Annotated in this window: 15 protein-coding genes and 2 tRNA genes; 10 read left to right on the top strand and 7 right to left on the bottom strand. The window is 63.1% G+C overall.

Going from position 1 to position 19,545, the window contains the following annotated elements:
- Positions 1 to 229: 229 nt before the first annotated feature.
- Positions 230 to 1,237, bottom strand: coding sequence for a tRNA dihydrouridine(20/20a) synthase DusA (gene dusA / locus OW493_RS04885; RefSeq protein WP_289863405.1), 1,008 nt, complete (start codon positions 1,235 to 1,237; stop codon positions 230 to 232).
- Between the two features lie 148 nt (positions 1,238 to 1,385).
- On the bottom strand, positions 1,386 to 2,003 hold the full coding sequence (locus OW493_RS04890) for a TetR/AcrR family transcriptional regulator (RefSeq protein WP_084209314.1): 618 nt from the start codon (positions 2,001 to 2,003) through the stop codon (positions 1,386 to 1,388).
- Positions 2,004 to 2,276: 273 nt separating this feature from the next.
- Between OW493_RS04890 and OW493_RS04895 the strand changes: the two genes are divergently transcribed.
- From OW493_RS04895 to OW493_RS04905, 3 genes are all read left to right on the top strand, one after another.
- Positions 2,277 to 2,831, top strand: a complete 555-nt coding sequence (locus OW493_RS04895; protein WP_077379203.1) for a carboxymuconolactone decarboxylase family protein — start codon at positions 2,277 to 2,279, stop codon at positions 2,829 to 2,831.
- A 798-nt stretch (positions 2,832 to 3,629) separates the two neighbouring features.
- On the top strand, positions 3,630 to 4,682 hold the full coding sequence (corA, locus tag OW493_RS04900) for a magnesium/cobalt transporter CorA (RefSeq protein ID WP_084209312.1): 1,053 nt from the start codon (positions 3,630 to 3,632) through the stop codon (positions 4,680 to 4,682).
- 435 nt (positions 4,683 to 5,117) lie between these two features.
- On the top strand, positions 5,118 to 6,017 hold the full coding sequence (locus OW493_RS04905) for a LysR family transcriptional regulator (protein WP_043333112.1): 900 nt from the start codon (positions 5,118 to 5,120) through the stop codon (positions 6,015 to 6,017).
- Positions 6,018 to 6,035: 18 nt separating this feature from the next.
- Here OW493_RS04905 and OW493_RS04910 read toward each other — a convergent pair whose 3' ends face one another.
- Genes OW493_RS04910 through cydD form a run of 3 tightly spaced genes read right to left on the bottom strand, consistent with a single transcriptional unit; the run spans position 6,036 to position 10,556 of the window.
- A complete protein-coding gene (locus OW493_RS04910; protein ID WP_289863406.1) occupies positions 6,036 to 6,899 on the bottom strand; it encodes a short-chain dehydrogenase in 864 nt (287 codons plus the stop codon).
- Positions 6,900 to 6,924: 25 nt separating this feature from the next.
- Complete coding sequence (gene cydC / locus OW493_RS04915) at positions 6,925 to 8,748, bottom strand: thiol reductant ABC exporter subunit CydC (protein ID WP_289863407.1); 1,824 nt, start codon at positions 8,746 to 8,748, stop codon at positions 6,925 to 6,927.
- The gene (gene cydD / locus OW493_RS04920; protein WP_289863408.1) at positions 8,745 to 10,556 is read right to left on the bottom strand and encodes a thiol reductant ABC exporter subunit CydD; all 1,812 of its coding nucleotides are present in this window, start codon (positions 10,554 to 10,556) and stop codon (positions 8,745 to 8,747) included. Before cydD ends, cydC begins: the two co-directional genes overlap by 4 nt.
- A 301-nt stretch (positions 10,557 to 10,857) precedes the next feature.
- Here cydD and gltX point away from each other — a divergent pair, with 301 nt between their 5' ends.
- The 3 genes from gltX (at position 10,858) to OW493_RS04935 (ending at position 12,699) form a co-directional block, all read left to right on the top strand.
- A complete protein-coding gene (gene gltX / locus OW493_RS04925; protein ID WP_289863409.1) occupies positions 10,858 to 12,333 on the top strand; it encodes a glutamate--tRNA ligase in 1,476 nt (491 codons plus the stop codon).
- Positions 12,334 to 12,529: 196 nt separating this feature from the next.
- Positions 12,530 to 12,605: transfer RNA gene (locus OW493_RS04930), tRNA-Ala, on the top strand.
- A gap of 18 nt (positions 12,606 to 12,623) precedes the next feature.
- Positions 12,624 to 12,699 (top strand) — tRNA-Glu (locus OW493_RS04935).
- A gap of 575 nt (positions 12,700 to 13,274) precedes the next feature.
- Here OW493_RS04935 and OW493_RS04940 read toward each other — a convergent pair.
- Both OW493_RS04940 and gltA read right to left on the bottom strand, forming a co-directional pair.
- Positions 13,275 to 14,162: an NAD(P)-dependent oxidoreductase gene (locus OW493_RS04940; protein WP_084209308.1), complete on the bottom strand. Its 888-nt coding sequence runs from the start codon at positions 14,160 to 14,162 to the stop codon at positions 13,275 to 13,277.
- Positions 14,163 to 14,401: 239 nt separating this feature from the next.
- Entirely contained in the window at positions 14,402 to 15,688 is a 1,287-nt protein-coding gene (gltA, locus tag OW493_RS04945; protein WP_077379217.1) for a citrate synthase, read from the bottom strand.
- A 391-nt stretch (positions 15,689 to 16,079) separates the two neighbouring features.
- Between gltA and sdhC the strand changes: the two genes are divergently transcribed.
- The 4 genes from sdhC (at position 16,080) to OW493_RS04965 (ending at position 19,393) form a co-directional block, all read left to right on the top strand.
- Positions 16,080 to 16,457: a succinate dehydrogenase, cytochrome b556 subunit gene (sdhC, locus tag OW493_RS04950; RefSeq protein ID WP_043333108.1), complete on the top strand. Its 378-nt coding sequence runs from the start codon at positions 16,080 to 16,082 to the stop codon at positions 16,455 to 16,457.
- Positions 16,451 to 16,798, top strand: coding sequence for a succinate dehydrogenase, hydrophobic membrane anchor protein (gene sdhD / locus OW493_RS04955; RefSeq protein ID WP_077379219.1), 348 nt, complete (start codon positions 16,451 to 16,453; stop codon positions 16,796 to 16,798). Before sdhC ends, sdhD begins: the two co-directional genes overlap by 7 nt.
- A gap of 3 nt (positions 16,799 to 16,801) precedes the next feature.
- The gene (gene sdhA, locus OW493_RS04960; protein WP_077379221.1) at positions 16,802 to 18,574 is read left to right on the top strand and encodes a succinate dehydrogenase flavoprotein subunit; all 1,773 of its coding nucleotides are present in this window, start codon (positions 16,802 to 16,804) and stop codon (positions 18,572 to 18,574) included.
- Between the two features lie 114 nt (positions 18,575 to 18,688).
- On the top strand, positions 18,689 to 19,393 hold the full coding sequence (locus OW493_RS04965) for a succinate dehydrogenase iron-sulfur subunit (protein ID WP_077379223.1): 705 nt from the start codon (positions 18,689 to 18,691) through the stop codon (positions 19,391 to 19,393).
- Positions 19,394 to 19,545: the final 152 nt, after the last annotated feature.

The following is a 19,545-nucleotide window of genomic DNA, read 5'->3' on the forward strand; positions in this document are numbered from 1 at the left end:
ACAGCGACGCAGGGTTGCGTGTTTCGGCATCTGTGAATGTTCTGTCATCGCGCCTTTCCCGATAGGGGCTGCCGGTCGCTGGATCGATGGATCGACGGATCGACGGATCGTTGGGGATGTTGAGAACATGGGAATGCCAGAACGACGACACCCGGCACATGGGCCGGGTGTCAGTGGACGGTCTTCTGGAAATGCTGGGTTCCTGAGGAAAGGGGCAGAGGCTGCCGGATCAGGCCTGTTCGACCTGTGTCTCGGGCCGGTGCTCCGGCACGCGCGCCATGGCGTCATCGATCACCTCGATGCCCGCACCCGGCTTGTGGGCGTTCTCGGAGACATGGCGGCGGAACTGGCGGCCGCCCGGCTGTCCCTGGAACAGCCCCAGCAGATGGCGGCTGATGTGATTGAGGCGCACGCCCTCGGCGAGACGCTTCTCGATGTAGGGGCGGAAGGCACGCAGCGCATCGTGGCGGCTGGTGTGCGGATTCTCGGCCTCGCCGTACAGCTCGCTGTCCACCGTCGCCAGCAACCAGGGGTTGTGGTACGCCTCACGGCCGACCATCACGCTGTCGACATGCTCCAGCTGCGCGTGCAGCTCATCCATCTGCTTCAGGCCGCCGTTGATGCCGATATGCAAGGACGGGTGCGCCTGCTTGAGACGGTGCACGCGGCCGTAGTTCAGCGGCGGCACATCGCGGTTCTCCTTCGGCGACAGGCCCTGCAGCCACGCCTTGCGTGCATGCACGCTGAAGGTCTCGCAGCCGGCGTCGGCCACGGTGCTGATGAAGCGCTCGAGATCGGCGTCCTCATCCTGATCATCGATCCCGATGCGGCACTTCACCGTCACCGGAATCTTCACCTGCGCCTGCATCGCCGCCACGCATTTGGCCACCAGCTCCGGATGGCCCATCAGGCAGGCACCGATCATGTTGTTCTGCACGCGATCGCTCGGGCAGCCGACATTCAGGTTCACCTCGTCATAGCCCCAGCTCTCGGCGATCGCCGCACACTCGGCCAGCGCCTGCGGGTCACTGCCACCCAGCTGCAACGCCAGCGGATGTTCCGTCTCGTCGTGGCCGAGGAAGCGCTCGCGGTCCGGATTGAACAGCAATGCCCCGGTGGTCACCATTTCCGTGTACAGCAGCGTACGACGGCTCAACACGCGCGCGAAGGCGCGGTAGTCACGGGTCGTCCATTCCATCATCGGCGCGACGGAGAAGGTGCGGTCAATCGGTGTCATCGGCATGGCAGTCATATCGGCTGGTGTGGGAGCAGGGGACGGAGCATCAGGTGCAGGCGCTGTCGAGACAAGCGGGGGGTGATTCTAGCAGCATGTGAGGCGAAGCGCCGAGTCAGAGGGAGCCGCGAGCCATTGCTCCGCTCATGGCTCAATGCGTGTTGTTGACCTTCAGCGCCTCGATATCCTGGGCGATGTCTTCGGCGAGCTGGCGGACGGCGTCGCTTTCGCCTTCACGCTGGGCGTAGGCGCGCAGGCCCATGACTTCGGCCTGGAGGCGGCGACCGAGGCGTTCCGGCTGGTGAGCGGGGCGCTCGGGGTCGACGAGTTCACCGGCGTCGCGGGCGTCCGCGAAGGCCTGGCGGAAGCGGGCTTCCATGCCGGCGAGCAGTGTCTCGACCTTGTCGCGGGCGGCCTGTTCGCGCTCACCGAGTTCCAGCAGGCTCTTGGCCAGCATGCAGGCGCGTGACGGGACTTCGCTGTCACGTAGTCCGCCGAGCTTGCGAATGTAGGCGGCGAGGGCGGTCAAGGGCGAGTCGTGACTGGCCATCAGGCTTTCCATCTCGCGCAGGCTGCGCGCGGAGTAGCACTCCAGCGCTTCCTGGAAGAGGCCATCCTTGCTGCCGAAGGTGGCGTAGATGCTGCCGGGACGCATGTCGAGCGCGCGCTCGATGTCCTTCAGCGAAGTGGCATGAAAGCCCTTCTGCCAGAAGAGATTCAGCGCCCGGTCGAGGGAGTCCTGGCGGTTGTGCAAGGTCGCGCGTGGCATGGCTGTCCTGACGATGGGGTTCGCGAGTGTCGCCTGACTCCACACAGTGTGGAGGGGAGGCTGATCCCGAGGAGCAAGGTATTGAGTGAGTACTCAATTTTAACTTGAATGACCGCTCAAATCCAGCTAGTGTGTCCCACGACAACGTAGTGAAGTGCATGAGCAGGTCTTTTTTTGAGCAATTGCTCATCATCATGGGTAGCGACGACGTTCACGACGCCTCCCCAGCCCTGCCATTGCGCTCATCTCGTCCATCATATTGAAGGAGTCATCATGACCGATTTCACGCTGCATACTGCCGATACCGCCCCGCAGGACAGCAAGCCGCTGCTCGACAAGTCCGTCAAGGCCTTCGGCATGGTGCCGGGTCTGCACGCCGTGATGGCAGAGGCGCCGGGCCTGCTGGAAGGCTATCAGGTACTGCACCAGCTGTTCCTCGACAGCAGCTTCAATGATGAAGAGACCACCGTGGTGTGGCAGACCATCAATGTCGAGCACAACTGTCACTATTGCGTGCCGGCACACACCGGTATCGCCAAGGCGATGAAGGTGGATGACGCCATCACCGAGGCGCTGCGCAACGAGACGCCGCTGCCGACCGAGCGCCTGGAAGCCCTGCGCACCTTCACGCTGGCCGTGGTGCGTGAGCGTGGTTTCGTCGATGACGCCACCGTGCAGACCTTCCTCGATGCCGGCTACACCAAGCGCAACGTGCTGGAAGTGGTTCTTGGCCTGTCCCAGAAGGTGATGAGCAACTACACCAATCACCTGGCCGAGACGCCGATCGACGAGCCGTTCAAGAAGTTTGAATGGCACAAGCAGGGCTGAAGCCGCAGAACGGATGATGCATGACCTGCGAGAGGGGTGAAGCGCGCCGTCACTCAATCTTAATGAAAATATTTCTCATTAGTGTTGACGGACGCGTGCTCGCGACCTAATCTGGGGCCATCGCTTCCCCGCCATGGGCAGCGGTGCCCCGGTCAGTGGAGTCAGGCCCCTTTCCGGGAGGCTTCTCATCAGACGTTTTACGGTCCTTGCCAGCGGCTCCCCTCACGGGTGAGCCGCTTTTTTCATGCGCAAAAAAAGACGCCTCCTTCGCTTGCACGAGGGAGGCGTCCGGAAGCGCTTCTCGAGTCATTCGCTTTCCCTCTGCCAATGACAGGGAGGAAGGCTTGCGAGTCGAGCGGTGCTTCGTGCCCGCCAGAGTGTGGATGTCAGGTCCGAGGCGGGCGTCTCATCAGGCCAGTCACGACCTTGATATTCTGGCGGCATGATACGTCAGCTCATCGATGGAGGCCAGCCGTGATGGTGAGATAAACGCTGTCTCAATGGTTAATGAAAATAATTCTCATTGGTATTGACGGGCGATCCGTCAGGGCATAATCTTGGGTCATCGCTTCCCGCCATGGAACGCGATGGCCAGAACAGCGGAGTCAGGCCCCTGTTCAGGTTTCTCCTCATCAAGCTAGTCACGGTCTTCGGGCGACTCTTCGAGTCGCCCTTTTTCTTGGCGGTGTCACGGCTGTCAGCGTCTGTCGCGCCTTTCTCCTGCCTCTGTCAGGCCCCGCACTCCCGGTATCTCGTCTAGAATGGCCTTTCCTTCAGGTCATTCACACGGGACCGTGCATGATTACCCTCTATCGCCTTCATGAAGACGGGCGCCTGCGTGGCGAGCAGATCGTGCTGCCCGACATGTCCGACGGCGAGGCGCCGCAGCTCGCCGACAGCCATGAGCAGGCCAGCGCCCTGCATGCCGAGCGGCTGGCCAGTGATGAGCTGGCACCTCCGGTACTGGTGCGTGGCGATGTGCTGTGGATCGACCTCTGTCAGCCCGATGAGGCCGAGCAGCGCTGGGTGAGCGAGCAGTTCAGCGTGGAGCTGCCGAAGATCGAGGAGCTCGAGGAGATCGAGTCGTCCTCGCGATTCTATCTGGCCGGCGATGGCATCCATGTCGTCTCGCTGTTTCCCCATCGCAGGGGGCGCGAACCGCAGACCGCCAACGTCGCCTTCCATCTGCACGGGCGGCAGCTGATCAGCATGCGTCACGAGGAGATCGGGCTGTTGCGGCTGTTCCGCAATCATCTGCGTCGCCAGCGCCTTAGTCCCCAGGATGGCTGGGACGTGCTGCTGGCATTGCTGGCGATGAAGGTCGATTACCTGGCGGATGAGATCGAGGACATCTATCGCGCGCTGGAGGTACTGGGCAAGCAGGCGGTGCATCCTGAATCGCTGGAGGACACCCTGCATGGCATCCTGCTGCAGGAGCGCTACAACGACAAGGTGCGCCAGGCCCTGCTGGACAGTCAGCGGCTGTTGCGTCAGCTGACGCGCCATCTGCCCGCCGAGCCGCATCACAAGGCTCGGCGTCAGGAAATTCGCGACATGCTGCGCGATGTGGATTCGCTCAATCCGCACACCACCTTCATCTTCGAGAAGGTCAACTTCCTGCTGGATGCCTCGATCGGTTTCACCAACCTCGACCAGAGCCGCATCATCAAGATCTTCTCGGTCGCGGCAGTGGTGTTCATGCCACCGACCCTGATCGCCAGCATCTATGGCATGAACTTCCACTGGATGCCGGAGCTGGACAAGGACTGGGGCTATCCCTTCGCGCTGTGCCTGATGGGGGCATCGGCTCTCTCGACCTACCTGTTCTTCAAGTGGAAGAAGTGGTTGTAAGTCGCTGATCAAAGGCAAAAAAAAGCGCCTGGCGTCGTGAGACGGCCAGGCGCGCAAATAGCTTGCATTACTACACTGAAGATCGCCACCGAGGCCCGGGATGGGCCGACGGCGAAACCGCGCGTGCGGGTGTCGCCATGCAGACCAGTCACCGGGACCCGGTGGGATGAGCAGTGCAACTACCTGAGCGCGAACCTGAATCGCCTGACTGCGCCACGCAGGCCAGACGCTTCACGGTCTAGTCCGGAAGCAGACGGTCGATGCCGCGACGCGTCTGCTCCCGCATGTTCGAGGTGCCCAGTATAGGGCGACGCGCTTTGGAGAATAAGCGCGTACAATCGAAAACTAGGGTTTCCAATATGGAAACATGTTCGCGTGGTCACGCAGGTCGCTCGTCAATGGGCGTCTGGAGCTGAATCAACTCTGGAGTATGGAATGGCGACGCTTGATGCTCTGCGGGTCTTCGTCGAGGTGGTGCGAGCGGCGAGCTTCACGGCAGCCGCGAGACGCCTGGGAATTTCCAAGTCGCTGGCGTCCAAGCGCGTGGCGGCACTGGAGGAGCAGCTGGGGGTGAGTCTGATCAATCGCTCGACTCGCAAGTTGCATCTCACCGAGGCGGGGCGCATCTATTACGAGCACGGGCTGCGCATCCGCGAGGAGCTGGAATCCGCCGAGGCGCGGGTGCAGTCCGTCACCTCCCAGCCGATGGGCCAGCTCAAGGTCTCGGCGCAGGTGTCGTTCGGCTTCATGTATCTGGCCGCCCCGACCACCGCCTTCATGCGCCGTTATCCGGATGTCAGCGTCGAGATCCTGCTGGAGGATCAGCGCTTCGAGCCCATCGATGAGTCGGTGGATCTGGCGATTCGCATGGGACCGTTGCCGGATTCCTCGATGGTCTCGCGGCCTCTGTGCAAGGTGGTCTATGGCCTGTATGCGGCACCGGATTATCTGGCGCGCGTCAATGCCCCGCCGGTGCAGCCGCAGGACATCCGCGCCTTCGATACCATCTTCTACGGCAATTACGATCTGGGCGCCCACTGGCGCTTCACGCTCAACGGGCAGCCCTTCGATGTGGAGCCGGAGTCGCGGCTGGTGATCAACAATCTGCTCGGTGTGGTAGAGGCGGCCAAGGCCGGTTTCGGTCTCGCCTATCTGCCGACCTTTTCCGCGCGTGCAGCAGTGGAAAGCGGTGAGCTGGTGCCGTTGCTGCAGCCCTACTGGAATGAGCACGGCTCGATGGTGGTGCTGTTCCGCTCGCGCAAGTACCTGCCCGACAAGACGCGTGCCTATCTGGACTTCATCACCGAATGGTTTCAGGAGCATCTGCAGCTCTGATCGCCCCCGCAGCTTCCGTCACCAGTCGATCGGCTCGCCGGCCCAGTCACGGAAGCCGCCGCTGTCCTCTGGCGACAGCTCACCCGCCACCCGCAGCAGGCGACGCGCCACGTAGCCTGGCGTGAACAGCTTGTGCTCGGGGACCCGCGCCTGAAAGGGGGCCGAAAGCCCGGTATCGGTGGTGCCCGGATGCAGCGCGACCAACACAGCCTCGGGATTGCGGCGCGCGATCTCGATGGCGGCGGTCTTCAGCAGCATGTTGTGACTGGCCTTGCTGGCACGGTAGGCATACCAGCCGCCACTGCGGTTGTCGCTGATCGAGCCGACCCGCGCCGAGAGCGAGGCGAAGATCAGCGGCGTGCGCCGGCGCAGGCGTGGCGCGAGCATCCCCAGCAACAGGGCCGGGACGAAGGCATTGACCTGATGCAGGCGCGTCAGCGCGGCCATGTCGAGATCCTCGAGACGTTTCTCGGGCCACAGTGCCGCGTGCTGCTCAAAGGCTTCCTCATGCAGCAGCCCCATGGTGTTGAGGATCAGTGCCGGTGGCTGACCTGGCCTGGGCTCGTTCTCCTCGTGCTTCTCCTTGTTCTCCTCCTGTCCCGTGTCATCCAGTTGCTCGCGGAGCCAGTCTGCCAGCCGCGCCATGCCCTCGTCGGTGGTCAGGTCAGCCTGCAGTGAGGCAAGTGCGGGATGTGCCGGCAGACGCGAGACGTCACGGCTGACCGCCAGCACCCGGCCGCAGCGTTCGTGGGCGAGCAGCTCTTCGAGCATCGCGCGTCCGATACCGCCCCCGGCACCCGTCACCAGAGCGGTGAAGCCCTGTGGGAGGCGTGTGAAGGTGTCAGCGGCCAGTGGTTGATCCTTGAGTGTGGATTCCGTCATCGTCCCTCCCGCGAAAGCGTTCATGTCAGGCCTGATTCGTGGTGCGCGCCATCAGGCGTGCCAGCCGCGAGTCGGCCTGCAGTGTGGTCGGCGTGGCATCTTCCTTGAGTCTCCCTTCTTCCAGCAGTGCCAGACGCGCAAAGCGCTCAAGCCCCAGCGGCTGATGGGTGATCATGATCAGGCTGCGTCCCCGGCAGGCCGTGAGAATCGCGCTGATCACCCGCTCGGCACTCTCGCGATCCAGGCCTTCACAGGGCTCGTCGAGCAGCACGATCGGGGCGGGCGAGAGCAGCGCCCGTGCCACGCCGAAGCGACGCAGCTGGCCTCCGGACAGTGAACGGCCCCCCTCGTCCGGGAAGCCAGCCAACCCCTGCGGCTGTCGGGCCAGCCACTCGCCAAGCCCCAGGCTTTCCAGCATGTGGATGAGTGTCTCATCACTGGCCTCAGGCGCGGCCAGGCGCAGATTGTCAGCGTAGCTTGCGCAGAACAGATGCGTGTCCTGCGGACAGACGGCGAAGCTTGCGCGCAGTGTGGCCTCGTCGAGCGACTCAAGCGCCACACCGCCCAGATGAATGCTGCCGGAATTCGGGGCATGGAAGCGGCTGAGCACTTCCAGCAGGGTGCTCTTGCCGCTGCCGGAGGGGCCGAGCAAGGCCAGATGCTCGCCCGCTGCCAGGCTCAGCGACAGCTGCTCGAGCACCTGAGTGTCGCCATGCGCGACATTCAGGTCATGGATCACCAGTTCATGCCCGACAGGCGTGGCGGCGGCGGAGTCCTCCGGAAACTGTGGCGCCGGGGTATCGGCCTGTACCTGGTTGAGGCGCGCGGCCGCCGACAGGCAGCGGCCCAGCCCCTGCCAGGCCAGCGGCAGGGGGGCGAGGGCTTCGAAGGCACCGAGGATCGCCAGCAGAAACAGCGCCAGCAGGCGGCCGTCGAGCAGCTCGCCGGCATGGGCGGTCACGTCACCGACAGCCGTCTGCGTCTGGGGCGCCATCTGCATGACGCCGAGCAGGGCGACCCCTGCCAGCGTCAGCCCCAGCAGCGTATGGCTCAGCCAGGTGGCCAGCGCCTGACGACGCGCCTGGGAGCGCTCGATGCGATCACGCTCGGCCTGTTGCTCCGCCAGGCTGGCAAGCTCTGCCTGCCAGCGTCCGTAGATGACCAGCTCGCCCAGGCCCTGCAGTCGCTCCAGCAGACGGGCACGCAGGTGACTGGCGGAGGCCTGATGGCGCATGGCATCGCGGCTGCCAAGATGCCAGGCCAGCCACGGCACCAGCCCCCCGGGCAGCGCCAGCCCCAGCACGGTGATCAGCGCCAATGTCGGCGCGAAGACACCGATCAGCGTACCGGCGGCGAGGATGGCACACACCGCCACCAGTGACGGAATCAGCACGCGCACATAGAGGCTGTCGAGGGCATCGACATCCGCGCCCAGACGCGTCATCAGCTCGCCCTGCCCGGCACGCTGCAGAGCGGCGGGGGAGAGGGGTTCGATGGCGTCGAACAGACGACGACGCAGGCTGGCCAGCAGGCGCAGCGTGCCTTCGTGGGTGGTGACGCGCTCGCCATAGCGTCCGGCGGTGCGCGCCAGTGCCAGTCCGCGCACGCCAGCTGCGGGAGTGAAGAAGTTGAAGGCCTGGGTGGCCGCGACGCTCACGCCGGCCACGGCGGTGGCGGAGAGGAACCATCCCGACAGCGCCAGCAGCCCGGTGGCTGCCAGCAGGGTGATCAGCGCCAGCAGGGCGCCGACACCCAGCCAGCCCCGGTGCTCGCGCATCAACGCCAGGTAGGGACTCAGTTCGCCAAGCGATGGTGGCCGGGCGGTCGGGGGGACGTCAGGGGGTGTCATGCATCACCTCGCGGGCTGGTGGCCTGCAGGTGCCGATCTTCCACCAGGCGGCCGCCTTCGAGACGGATCAGCCGCTGGCAGAGTGGCAGCAGTTCGGGACGATGTGTGAGCAGCAGCAGGGTGCGGCCTTCGCCGAGGCGTTGCAGTGCCCGGATCACACGCGCCTCGCTCTCGGCATCCAGACTGGCGGTGGGTTCGTCCAGCAGCACCAGCGGCGCATCATGCAGGAAGGCGCGCGCCAGCGACAGGCGGCGTGCCTGCCCACCGGACAGTGGCTGACCGCCCTCGCCAAGCGGTGTCGCGAGTCCGTGGGGCAGGCTGGCGTGCCATGTGGCCAGGTCGGCCTTGGCCAGCGCGGCCTCGAGTTCGTCGTCGCTGGCCTGAGACTTCGCCAATCGCAGGTTGTCGGCCAGCGTGCCGGACAGGACCACCGTTTCCTGGCCCACCCAGGTGGCCGTGCCGGCCGGGAGACCCTGGGTCAAGGGATGTCCATTCAGAGACAGCATGCCGTCGGCGACCTCGACGAAGCCCAGCAGCAGGTTGAGCAATGTCGACTTGCCCGCCCCCGAAGAGCCGGTGATGGCGATTCGTTCACCGGCGGCGATCTGCAGTGACAGCGGGCCCAGCGCGGGGGGCGTGTCCGGGAGCTGGCCGGCATGGCGCACGCTCACGTCCTGCAATCTCAGGGCGCTGAAGGTGATGGGGCGGGTCGCGCTGCGAGGCGGCGTGGTGTTCACGTCGTCAGGCGTCTGCTGACGGGAGAAGGGGGTGGCACCGACGATCGGCGCCAGGTCGAGCGCGGCCGCTTCGGCCTCGGCCTTGGCGTGATAATGCACGCCCAGCTCGCGCAGCGGCTGATAGAACTCGGGCGCCAGCACCAGAATGAACAGGGCGGTCTGCAGCGTCAGCGGTGCCTCGTCCCAGGTGCCGAACTGCAGATGACCGAGGAAGTGAAAGCCGAGATAGACCGCCAGCAGCGCGATGGACACGGCGGTAAAGAATTCCAGCACCGTGGAGGACAGGAAGGCGAGGCGCAGCACACGCATGGTGCGCTTGCGAAAGGCGTGACTGACGGCCTCGACCTGGGCGCCGCGTCTGGCGCTGCCGAACAGCTTGAGCGTCTTCAGGCCGGTGAGCAGGTCCATGAAGTGGCGCCCCATGCGGTCCATCTCCTGGAATTGCTCGCGGGAGCGCTTGCGCGCCGCGATCCCGACCAGAATCATGAAGATGGGCACCAGCGGGGCGGTGATCGCCAGAATCAGGCCCGCCGCCCAGTTGAGCGGAAAGACGACCGCCAGCAGCAGCAACGGGATGAGCCCGGCCAGGCGAGTCTGGGGGCGAAAATCGGCGTAATAGCCATGCAGCGACTCGACCTGGTCCCAGACACGGTTGGCGAGGCTGGCGCGGTGCTGGCGATGCACCCACAGCGGGCCGAGTTCGGCGAAGCGCTGCAATAGACGCTCACGCAGGCGGCGACGAATCTGCTGACTGGCACGGGTGCCAGCGTAGCTGCGCAGCCCGCCAAGCGCGCCTCGCAGCGAGAGGCTGGCCGCGAGTACCGCGATGGCCGGCCACAGTGTCATGAGCGACTCGCGCTCGATCGCCACGCCCTGGGCGAGGCGCGCGATGCTCCACGCCTGTGCCAGCAGCACCAGGGTCGAGAGCAGGGCGCAGCCGATGGCGATGTTCGGCCAGTGGCCGCCAGCTCGGGCCAGGGTCTCCAGCCAGCGGCGTGGCACGAACTCAGGCGACGAGGCGTCAGCGTCAAGGGGGGAGGCAACATCAGACGAGGCGGTGGTTCGGGACATGCTGGCTCCTGCCGGTGGTGGCAGAGGGGGTGGTGAGAAGGCGCGGGCGCCAGGCGTCACGGCGGACGATCATCGGGCGTCAGCTTACCGCCGTGGAGGCGTTGGCACACGGTGACGCACTGTCGCACATCTTCACCTTGCGTATAATATGCCCCCAGTACAGGCTGCCGAATTGAAGCGTGTTGGCCGGGCACCACTTGCCAGGCTGGTTCGAGATCTTGTCGCGCCTCGCGCCCGGCCGTCATCTCGAGACGCTTTTCGACACCCTTCTTGACACTCCCCCTGAAATACTGGACTCCACATGACCGTTCGTACGCGTATCGCACCGTCGCCGACTGGTGATCCCCACGTCGGCACTGCCTATATCGCCCTGTTCAACCAGTGCTTCGCTCGTCAGCACGGTGGCGAGTTCATTCTGCGTATCGAGGATACCGATCAGACCCGCTCCACCGGTGAGTCCGAGCAGATGATTCTCGACTCGCTGCGCTGGCTGGGCATCGAATGGTCGGAAGGTCCGGATGTCGGCGGCCCCCATGGTCCGTATCGCCAGAGCGAGCGTGGCGACATCTATGCCGCGCATTGCCAGCAACTGATCGATGCCGGCCACGCCTTCAAGTGCTTCCGCACCAGCGAGGAGCTGGATGAGCTGCGTGACTCCCGCAAGGCCGAGGGTCTGCACATGGCGCTCAAGCCGTCCGATCTCGCCCTGCCGGCCGAGGAAGTGGCACGTCGTGAAGCGGCGGGTGCGCCCTTCGTCATCCGCATGAACGTACCGGAAAGCGGTACCTGTGTGGTCAAGGACATGTTGCGCGGCGAGATCGAGGTCGACTGGGCCCAGGTCGATGCGCAGATCCTGCTCAAGTCCGATGGCATGCCGACCTACCATCTGGCCAACGTGGTGGATGATCACCTGATGGAGATCACCCACGTGATGCGCGGTGAGGAGTGGATCAACTCGGCGCCCAAGCATCAGCTGCTGTATGAGTACTTCGGCTGGCAGATGCCGGAGCTTTGCCACATGCCGCTGCTGCGCAACCCGGACAAGACCAAGCTGTCCAAGCGCAAGAATCCGACGTCCATCCTGTATTACCGCCGCATGGGCTATCTGCCGGCGGCCGTGATCAACTATCTCGGGCGTCTCGGCTGGTCCATGCCGGACGAGCGCGAGAAGTTCACGTTGAGCGAGATGCAGGAGCACTTCGACATCCAGCGCGTCTCCCTTGGCGGCCCGGTGTTTGATGTCGAGAAGCTCAGCTGGCTGAACGGTCTCTACATCCGTGACCTGTCCGAGGACGAGCTGCTGAGCGAGCTGCGTCAATGGGCCTTCAACGAGTCCTACGTCAAGCAGATCCTGCCGGAAGTGAAGCCGCGCATCGAGACGCTGTCCGAGGCGATTCCGCTGGCGGGGCACTTCTTCTCCGGACTGCCGGTCATCACGCCGGACGACTTCGCCAAGGCCAAGCTTCAGGGCGAAGATCTGGTGCGTCAGATGCAGTTCCTGACCTGGAAGCTCGAGGCCGTGAGCACCTGGGACAAGGAGCACCTGCTGGCGGAAGTGAAGCTGCTGTCCGAGCACTTCGAACTCAAGATGAAGGACTTCCTGGCGCCGGTGTTCGTGGCGGTGACTGGCTCGGCGACCTCCACCTCGGTGATGGATGCGATGGTCATTCTCGGTTCCGACATGACCCGTGCACGTCTGCGTCATGCCGTGGCAGTGCTGGGCGGCGTCTCCAAGAAGGCTGCCAAGCGCTTCGAGAAGGAATATCGCGAGCTGTAAGGGTGTCAGTGATGCCTGAAGGGCCCCCATGGCGAACGTGTGTCATGGGGGCATGCGCTGCAGCAGGGCGCTGAGCCTTCTCAAGGCGCTGTCGGACTGCCCTGGTGGCCCTGATGAGGCGCGCGACGGAATTGTGTGAAAAAGAAGTTGACGACTACGAGGCGGGTCAGTAATATACGCCTCGTTCTTGAGAGACGGGGCCTTAGCTCAGCTGGGAGAGCGCAACACTGGCAGTGTTGAGGTCAGCGGTTCGATCCCGCTAGGCTCCACCAAGTTTCTCAAGCGACTGCGTCCCATTCGTCTAGTGGTCCAGGACACCGCCCTTTCACGGCGGTAACAGGGGTTCGAACCCCCTATGGGACGCCACTCTTCTGACATCTCGAGTCGCCTGTGATGGCCTCGGGAAGTCAACAAAAAGCACACCTTGCGGGGTGTGTTTTTTTTGTCTCTGATTTCGGCTTATGCACAGCCGGTGTGTCGCCCGAAACGCATGTTATCCCCAAGTCGCCCTTGACATCGCTGTTGTGTTGTCCACTGCGCGGCCAGGACGTGAACTTTCCTCATACTCCCCCTCGAAGTGCGGCCATCCGGTCTGCGCTTGCTCCTGCATGCCAAAATTTTCTTTTATATCAATGGCTTATAAGCTGGTTAAAAATTGTGCAATCTGTTGGTAAGCCCGCTGTCATGCAGGTTGGAAGCGCTTGTCTAAGGGTTATCAACGAGGTTATCCACAGATAGTGTGGAAAAAGGCAGCGCAGCGTGACGGTGACAGGGTTGTTGCAATGCGGCATCAAGAAAGCGCCGATTCCAACGTCTCGCTGACGCTGGAATCGGCGCTTTTCATCGGGCGGCTTGCACGGCTAGCAGGACGTCATTCGTTCAGTGCCTGATTCGCTGCGCGATGACGCGGGCGAGGCCGCTTCGAATGGGGAGGGCTCGCCTCATCTGGCCAGGCGCTTGAGCAGCGAGGAGGTGTCCCAGCGGCCGCCCCCCATGCTCTGGACGTCGGCATAGAACTGATCGACCAGCGCCGTCACCGGCAGGCTTGCCTCGATGCGGCGTGCCTCCGCCAGACAGATGTCGAGGTCCTTGCGCATCCAGTCGACGGCGAAGCCGTGCTCGTACTCATCGCGGATCATGGTGGCGTGTCGGTTCTCCATCTGCCACGAGCCCGCTGCGCCTTTGGAGATCACCTCGATCACCGCCTCGCGATCCAGTCCCGCCTGCTCGGCGAAGTGCAGTCCCTCGGAGAGCGCCTGAACCAGTCCGGCGATGCAGATCTGGTTGACCATCTTGGTGGTCTGGCCGGCGCCGGTCTCCCCGATACGCTTCACCATGCGCCCGTAATGCGCCAGTACCGGTGCTGCGCGATCGTAATCTTGCGGGTCACCGCCGCACATGATGGTCAGCGCGCCATTGATGGCCCCCTGCTGGCCGCCAGACACGGGGGCGTCCACGAAGCCGACCGAATGCTCGCGCGCTGCCACGGACAGCTCTCGCGCCAGATCAGCGCTGGCCGTGGTGTGATCCACCAGCAGTCCTCCCTCCGACAGACCGGCCAGTACGCCATCGGCGCCGTAGGTGACGCTGCGCACGTCATCATCATTGCCGACGCACATCAGCACGATCTCGGCGCCTTCCGCGGCTTCTCGCGGCGTGGCGTGATGGGTGCCGCCGTACTCCTCGCACCACTGTTCGGCGCGCGAGCGGGTCCGGTTGTAGACGCGCACTTCCCATCCTGCGCGTGTCAGGTGGCCGGCCATGGGGTGACCCATGACGCCGAGTCCGATGAAGGCGGCAATGCGTGGCGTTGCGTGTGTCTCTGACATGCGAAGGGCTCCTGGCCATCTATCAGCGAAAGGCGGACTTGCTGGGCATGACGGCGGTGTCGGTACCGCGTGACATTACGCTAGCACGTCTGGCGTGGGGCGAGGGACTGTATATGACTGATGGCTTGTGCAGGAGGGGTGACAGGGGCGTGAGGCAGGCGAGCAGGGCAGGGGCGTCAGAAACGAAAAAACCGCCTCCTGAGAGGCGGTTTCGGTCGGCTGCCGGGGTGCGACGTGGCTTACTTGGCCGGGTAGTCGCGCTGCGGGTGGCCGGTGTAGAGCTGGCGCGGGCGGCCGATACGATGGCCACCGGCGATCATCTCGTTCCAGTGGGAGATCCAGCCGATGGTGCGTGACATGGCGAAGATGACCGTGAACATGTTGGTCGGGATGCCGATCGCCTTGAGGATGATGCCGGAGTAGAAGTCGACATTCGGGTACAGCTTGCGCTCGATGAAGTACTCGTCTTCCAGTGCGATCTGCTCCAGACGCTTGGCGATCTTGAGCTGCGGATCGTCGGCCATGCCCAGCTGCTCCAGCACCTCGTCACAGGTCTCCTTCATGACCTTGGCGCGCGGATCGAAGTTGCGATAGACGCGGTGTCCGAAGCCCATCAGCTTGAACGGGTCATCCTTGTCCTTGGCCTTGTCGATGAAGCGCTGGATGTTCTCCTCGGAATCCTCACCGATCTCATCGAGCATGTTGAGCACGGCCTCGTTGGCGCCGCCGTGTGCCGGGCCCCAGAGTGCCGCGATGCCGGCGCTGATGCAGGCGAACGGATTGGCACCGGTGGAGCCTGCCAGACGCACGGTGGAGGTCGAGGCATTCTGCTCGTGGTCGGCGTGGAGCATGAAGATGGTGTCCATCGCCTTGGCGAACACCGGGTTGATCTTGTACTCCTCACACGGATTGCCGAACATCATGTACAGGAAGTTCTCGCCGTAGGAGAGGTCATTGCGCGGGTACATGAACGGCTGGCCGATGTTGTACTTGTGGCACATGGCCGCAAGGGTCGGCATCTTGGCGATCAGGCGCACCGCACTGACGTAGCGTTCCTTCTCGTTGTTGATGTTCAGGTTGTCGTGGTAGAAGGCGGCCAGGCCACCGACGACGCCACACAGGATCGCCATCGGGTGGGCATCACGACGGAAGCCCTTGAAGAAGTTGACGATCTGCTCGTGCACCATGGTGTGGTTGCCGATCAGTTGCGCGAACTTGTCGTACTCTTCCTTGTTCGGCAGCTCTCCGAACAGCAGCAGGTAGCACAGCTCTATATAGTTGGAGCTCTTGGCCAGCTGGTCGATGGGGTAGCCGCGATGCAGCAGGACGCCTTTCTGGCCATCGATGAAGGTGATGGAAGATTCGCAGGCGGCGGTGGAGACGAAGCCCGGGTCGTAGGTGAACATGCCTTCGGCGGTCAGGCCGCGGACATCGATGACGTCCTGGCCGAGCGTGCCGGAATAGACCGGAAATTCGATGGTCTTGTCGATACCGTCTACCGTCAGTGTCGCTTTCTTGTCAGTCATGCCGACCTCCTCATTATTCGCGTAACTCTTTGACTTGCTTGCCATGCCGGGCTTGCATCAATCCCGCCCACTATAGAAGCCCGCCAAAGATTGTCAATTCGCCACTCGGCGTAGAGACGTGCGATGCTGCGCTGTGCGTCAGTTTCCCGACGTTTGTCGTTCCATGCCCTTCAGGTTGCGTCCTGATCGCCGCATTTTGTGCAATTCGTGGTTGCGGCTATGCGACGTCGTGTCATTTGTCATGCCAATGGCCAACCCCTATAATCCTCCGTCGCGCGACTGGCGGGAAATTCGGCTCGGTACCGTGGATGGCCTGCGCCCGAGACCCTTCCTCAAACCACCGCCCCTGCGGGCTTGCGTCCGTGTTGGGCCAAGAGAGTGTGTAAGAGCCGTGAATAGCAAACGACCCGTAAATCTCGATCTGACGACGATCAAATTCCCTCTCCCTGCCCTTACTTCAATCACTCACCGTATTACCGGCGTGATTCTGTTCGTGGGCCTGGTGTTCGCGTTGTGGGCACTCGATGCCTCGCTGTCCTCCCCGGAAGGGTTCGAGGCAGTGCGTGACACCCTGGCAACCAATTTCCTTGCCAAGATCGTGGCCTGGGGCCTGCTGTCTGCCCTCGGTTTCCATTTCGTGGCAGGTATCAAGCACCTACTGATGGACATGGATATTGGTGTCGAACTTGAAAGTGCGAATCGCAAGGCGCAGGTCACTGTCGTGATCAGTGCCGTTCTCGTGGTCCTGGCGGGAGTCTGGGTATGGTAAACAACATCACCAATTTCAGTCGCAGTGGTCTGTCTGACTGGGTGCTGCAGCGTGTGTCTGCCGTGGTTCTGGCAGCCTATTCCGTGTTCATGGTCGGCTATCTCCTGCTGCACCCGAACCTCGATTACGCCACCTGGAGTGGTCTGTTCGAGAACACGGCAATGCGCATCTTCTCTCTGATGGCATTCATCGCGATTGCCGCACACGCCTGGATCGGTCTGTGGACCGTGGCGACCGATTACATGAAGCCGACCGCGTTGCGCTTCGGTTTCCAGGTCTTCGTCATCCTTGCGTTGTTCATCTTCTTGGTCTGGGGCGTTCAAGTCCTGTGGGGAGCCTGATACATGTCCACCATGCGTAGCCTGACATTCGACGCGATCATCATCGGCGGCGGCGGCGCTGGCCTGCGTGCCGGTCTCGAACTGTCCCAGTCCGGCAAGAAGACTGCCGTGCTGTCCAAGGTCTTCCCGACCCGCTCGCACACTGTCTCTGCCCAGGGCGGTATCACCTGTGCCATCGCCTCTGCTGATCCGAACGACGATTGGCGCTGGCACATGTATGACACCGTCAAGGGCGGCGATTACATCGCTGACCAGGACGCGGCTGAATACATGTGTACCGAAGGCCCGAAGGCGGTCTTCGAGCTGGAGCACATGGGTCTGCCGTTCTCTCGCTTCGACAATGGCCGCATCTATCAGCGTCCGTTCGGTGGCCAGTCCAAGGACTTCGGCAAGGGTGGCCAGGCAGCACGTACGTGCGCCGCGGCTGACCGTACCGGCCACGCGCTGCTGCACACGCTGTATCAGGCCAACCTGAAAAACGGCACCGTCTTCCTCGACGAGTGGTACGCCATCGATCTGGTCAAGAATGCCAACGGCGACATCGTCGGCGTGATTGCCCTGTGCATCGAGACTGGCGAGACCGTCGTCGTCAAGTCCAAGGCCACCGTTCTGGCCACCGGTGGTGCGGGCCGTATCTACGCCTCCACCACCAATGCCCTGATCAACACCGGTGACGGCATCGGCATGGCACTGCGTGCCGGCCTGCCGGTCCAGGACATGGAAATGTGGCAGTTCCACCCGACCGGTATCCACGGTGCGGGCGTGCTGGTCACGGAAGGCTGCCGTGGTGAAGGTGGCTACCTGGTCAACAAGGACGGCGAGCGCTTCATGGAGCGTTACGCGCCGAATGCCAAGGACCTCGCGGGCCGTGACGTCGTCGCGCGCTCCATGGTCATGGAGATCCTCGAAGGTCGTGGTTGTGGCGAGAATGGCGATCACGTCTTCCTGAAGCTGGATCACCTCGGTGAGGAAGTGCTCAACAAGCGCCTGCCGGGTATCTCCGAGCTGTCCAAGACCTTCGCGCACGTCGATCCGACCAACGCGCCGATCCCGGTCGTGCCGACCTGTCACTACATGATGGGCGGTATCGCCACCAACGTGCACGGTCAGGCCATCGCGCAGAACGAAGACGGCACCGACCGCATCGTCAACGGCCTCTATGCCGTGGGTGAAGTGGCCTGCGTCTCCGTTCACGGTGCCAACCGTCTGGGCGGCAACTCGCTGCTGGATCTGGTCGTCTTCGGCCGCGCGGCAGGCAAGTACATCGAGAGCGCGCTCAACGAAGGCATCGAGTACCTCGAGCCGACCCAGAGCGACATCGATTCTGCCCTGGTGCGTCTGAATCGCTGGAACGAGTCCGAAAGCGGCGAGTCCGTGCCGGAACTCAAGCGCGAACTGCAGCAGATCATGCAGAACTCCTTCGGCGTCTTCCGTCAGGAAGACAAGATGGAAGAAGGCGTCAAGCAGCTGTCCGAGCTGCGTGAGCGTATCGCCAAGGCGGGTCTGGCTGACAAGTCCCAGGTCTTCAATACCGCGCGTATCGAAGCCCTTGAGCTGGACAACCTGATGGAAGTGGCGGAAGCCACCGCCATTGCGGCCCTGACCCGCAAGGAAAGCCGTGGTGCCCACTCCCGTTACGACTTCCCGGATCGTGATGACGAGAACTGGCTCAAGCACTCTCTGTTCTTCCCGAACGAGAAGCGTGTCGGCAAGCGTGACGTGAACTTCGCGCCGAAGACCGTCGAGCGTTTCGAGCCGAAGATTCGTACCTACTGAGTCTGACAAGCACCAGTTCGCACTCGCTCGAGTTCACGCTCGCTTGAGTTCGCCGTGACCCAGGTGCGTGCAGGGCATCGCACGCACCTGACCCGTTTGCCCGGAGGGGAAACCATGCTTCAGGTATCCATATACCGCTACAACCCTGAAACCGATACTGCGCCGTACATGCAGGAGTTTCAGGTCGACACCCAGGGCCGTGACCTGATGGTGTTGAACGTGATGGAAATGCTCAAGGAACAGGACAGCTCGCTGGCCTATCGTCGCAGCTGCCGCGAAGGTGTCTGTGGTTCCGACGGCATGAACATGAACGGCAAGAACGGCCTGACCTGTGTCACCGCGCTGTCCGAAGTCGTCAAGGACAACAAGCTGGTGCTGCGTCCGTTGCCGGGCCTGCCGGTCGTGCGTGACCTGGTCGTCGACATGAGCCTGTTCTACAAGCAGTACGAGCGCATCCAGCCGTACCTGCTCAACGACACGCCGGCCCCGGCCATCGAGCGTCTGCAGTCGCCGGAAGACCGCGACAAGCTCGACGGTCTCTATGAATGCATCCTGTGTGCCTGCTGCTCGACGGCCTGCCCGTCCTTCTGGTGGAACCCGGACAAGTTCGTCGGTCCGAGTGGTCTGCTGCAGGCCTATCGCTTCCTGGCCGACTCGCGTGACACGGCCACCAAGGAGCGTCTGAGCGAACTGGACGACCCGTTCTCCGTATTCCGCTGTCGCGGAATCATGAATTGTGTCGCGGTTTGCCCGAAAGGTCTGAACCCGACACGTGCCATCGGCAAGATTCGTGAGCTTTTGCTGGCAAACGCCACTTAAAAGCCGAGCGCTAGCTTGTTATGATTGCACGTCAGCTGCGGCAGGGTGTCACACCTTGTCGCAGCGCACAGCTTGCTGGAGCCGGTGCCTTGTGCACCGGCTTTTGACGATAAAAGAAGACTCAGATGGTGAAGGCCTCCATGGTTTCGCCA

This window comes from Cobetia sp. 14N.309.X.WAT.E.A4, assembly GCF_030397495.1.
Lineage (GTDB): Bacteria > Pseudomonadota > Gammaproteobacteria > Pseudomonadales > Halomonadaceae > Cobetia > Cobetia marina.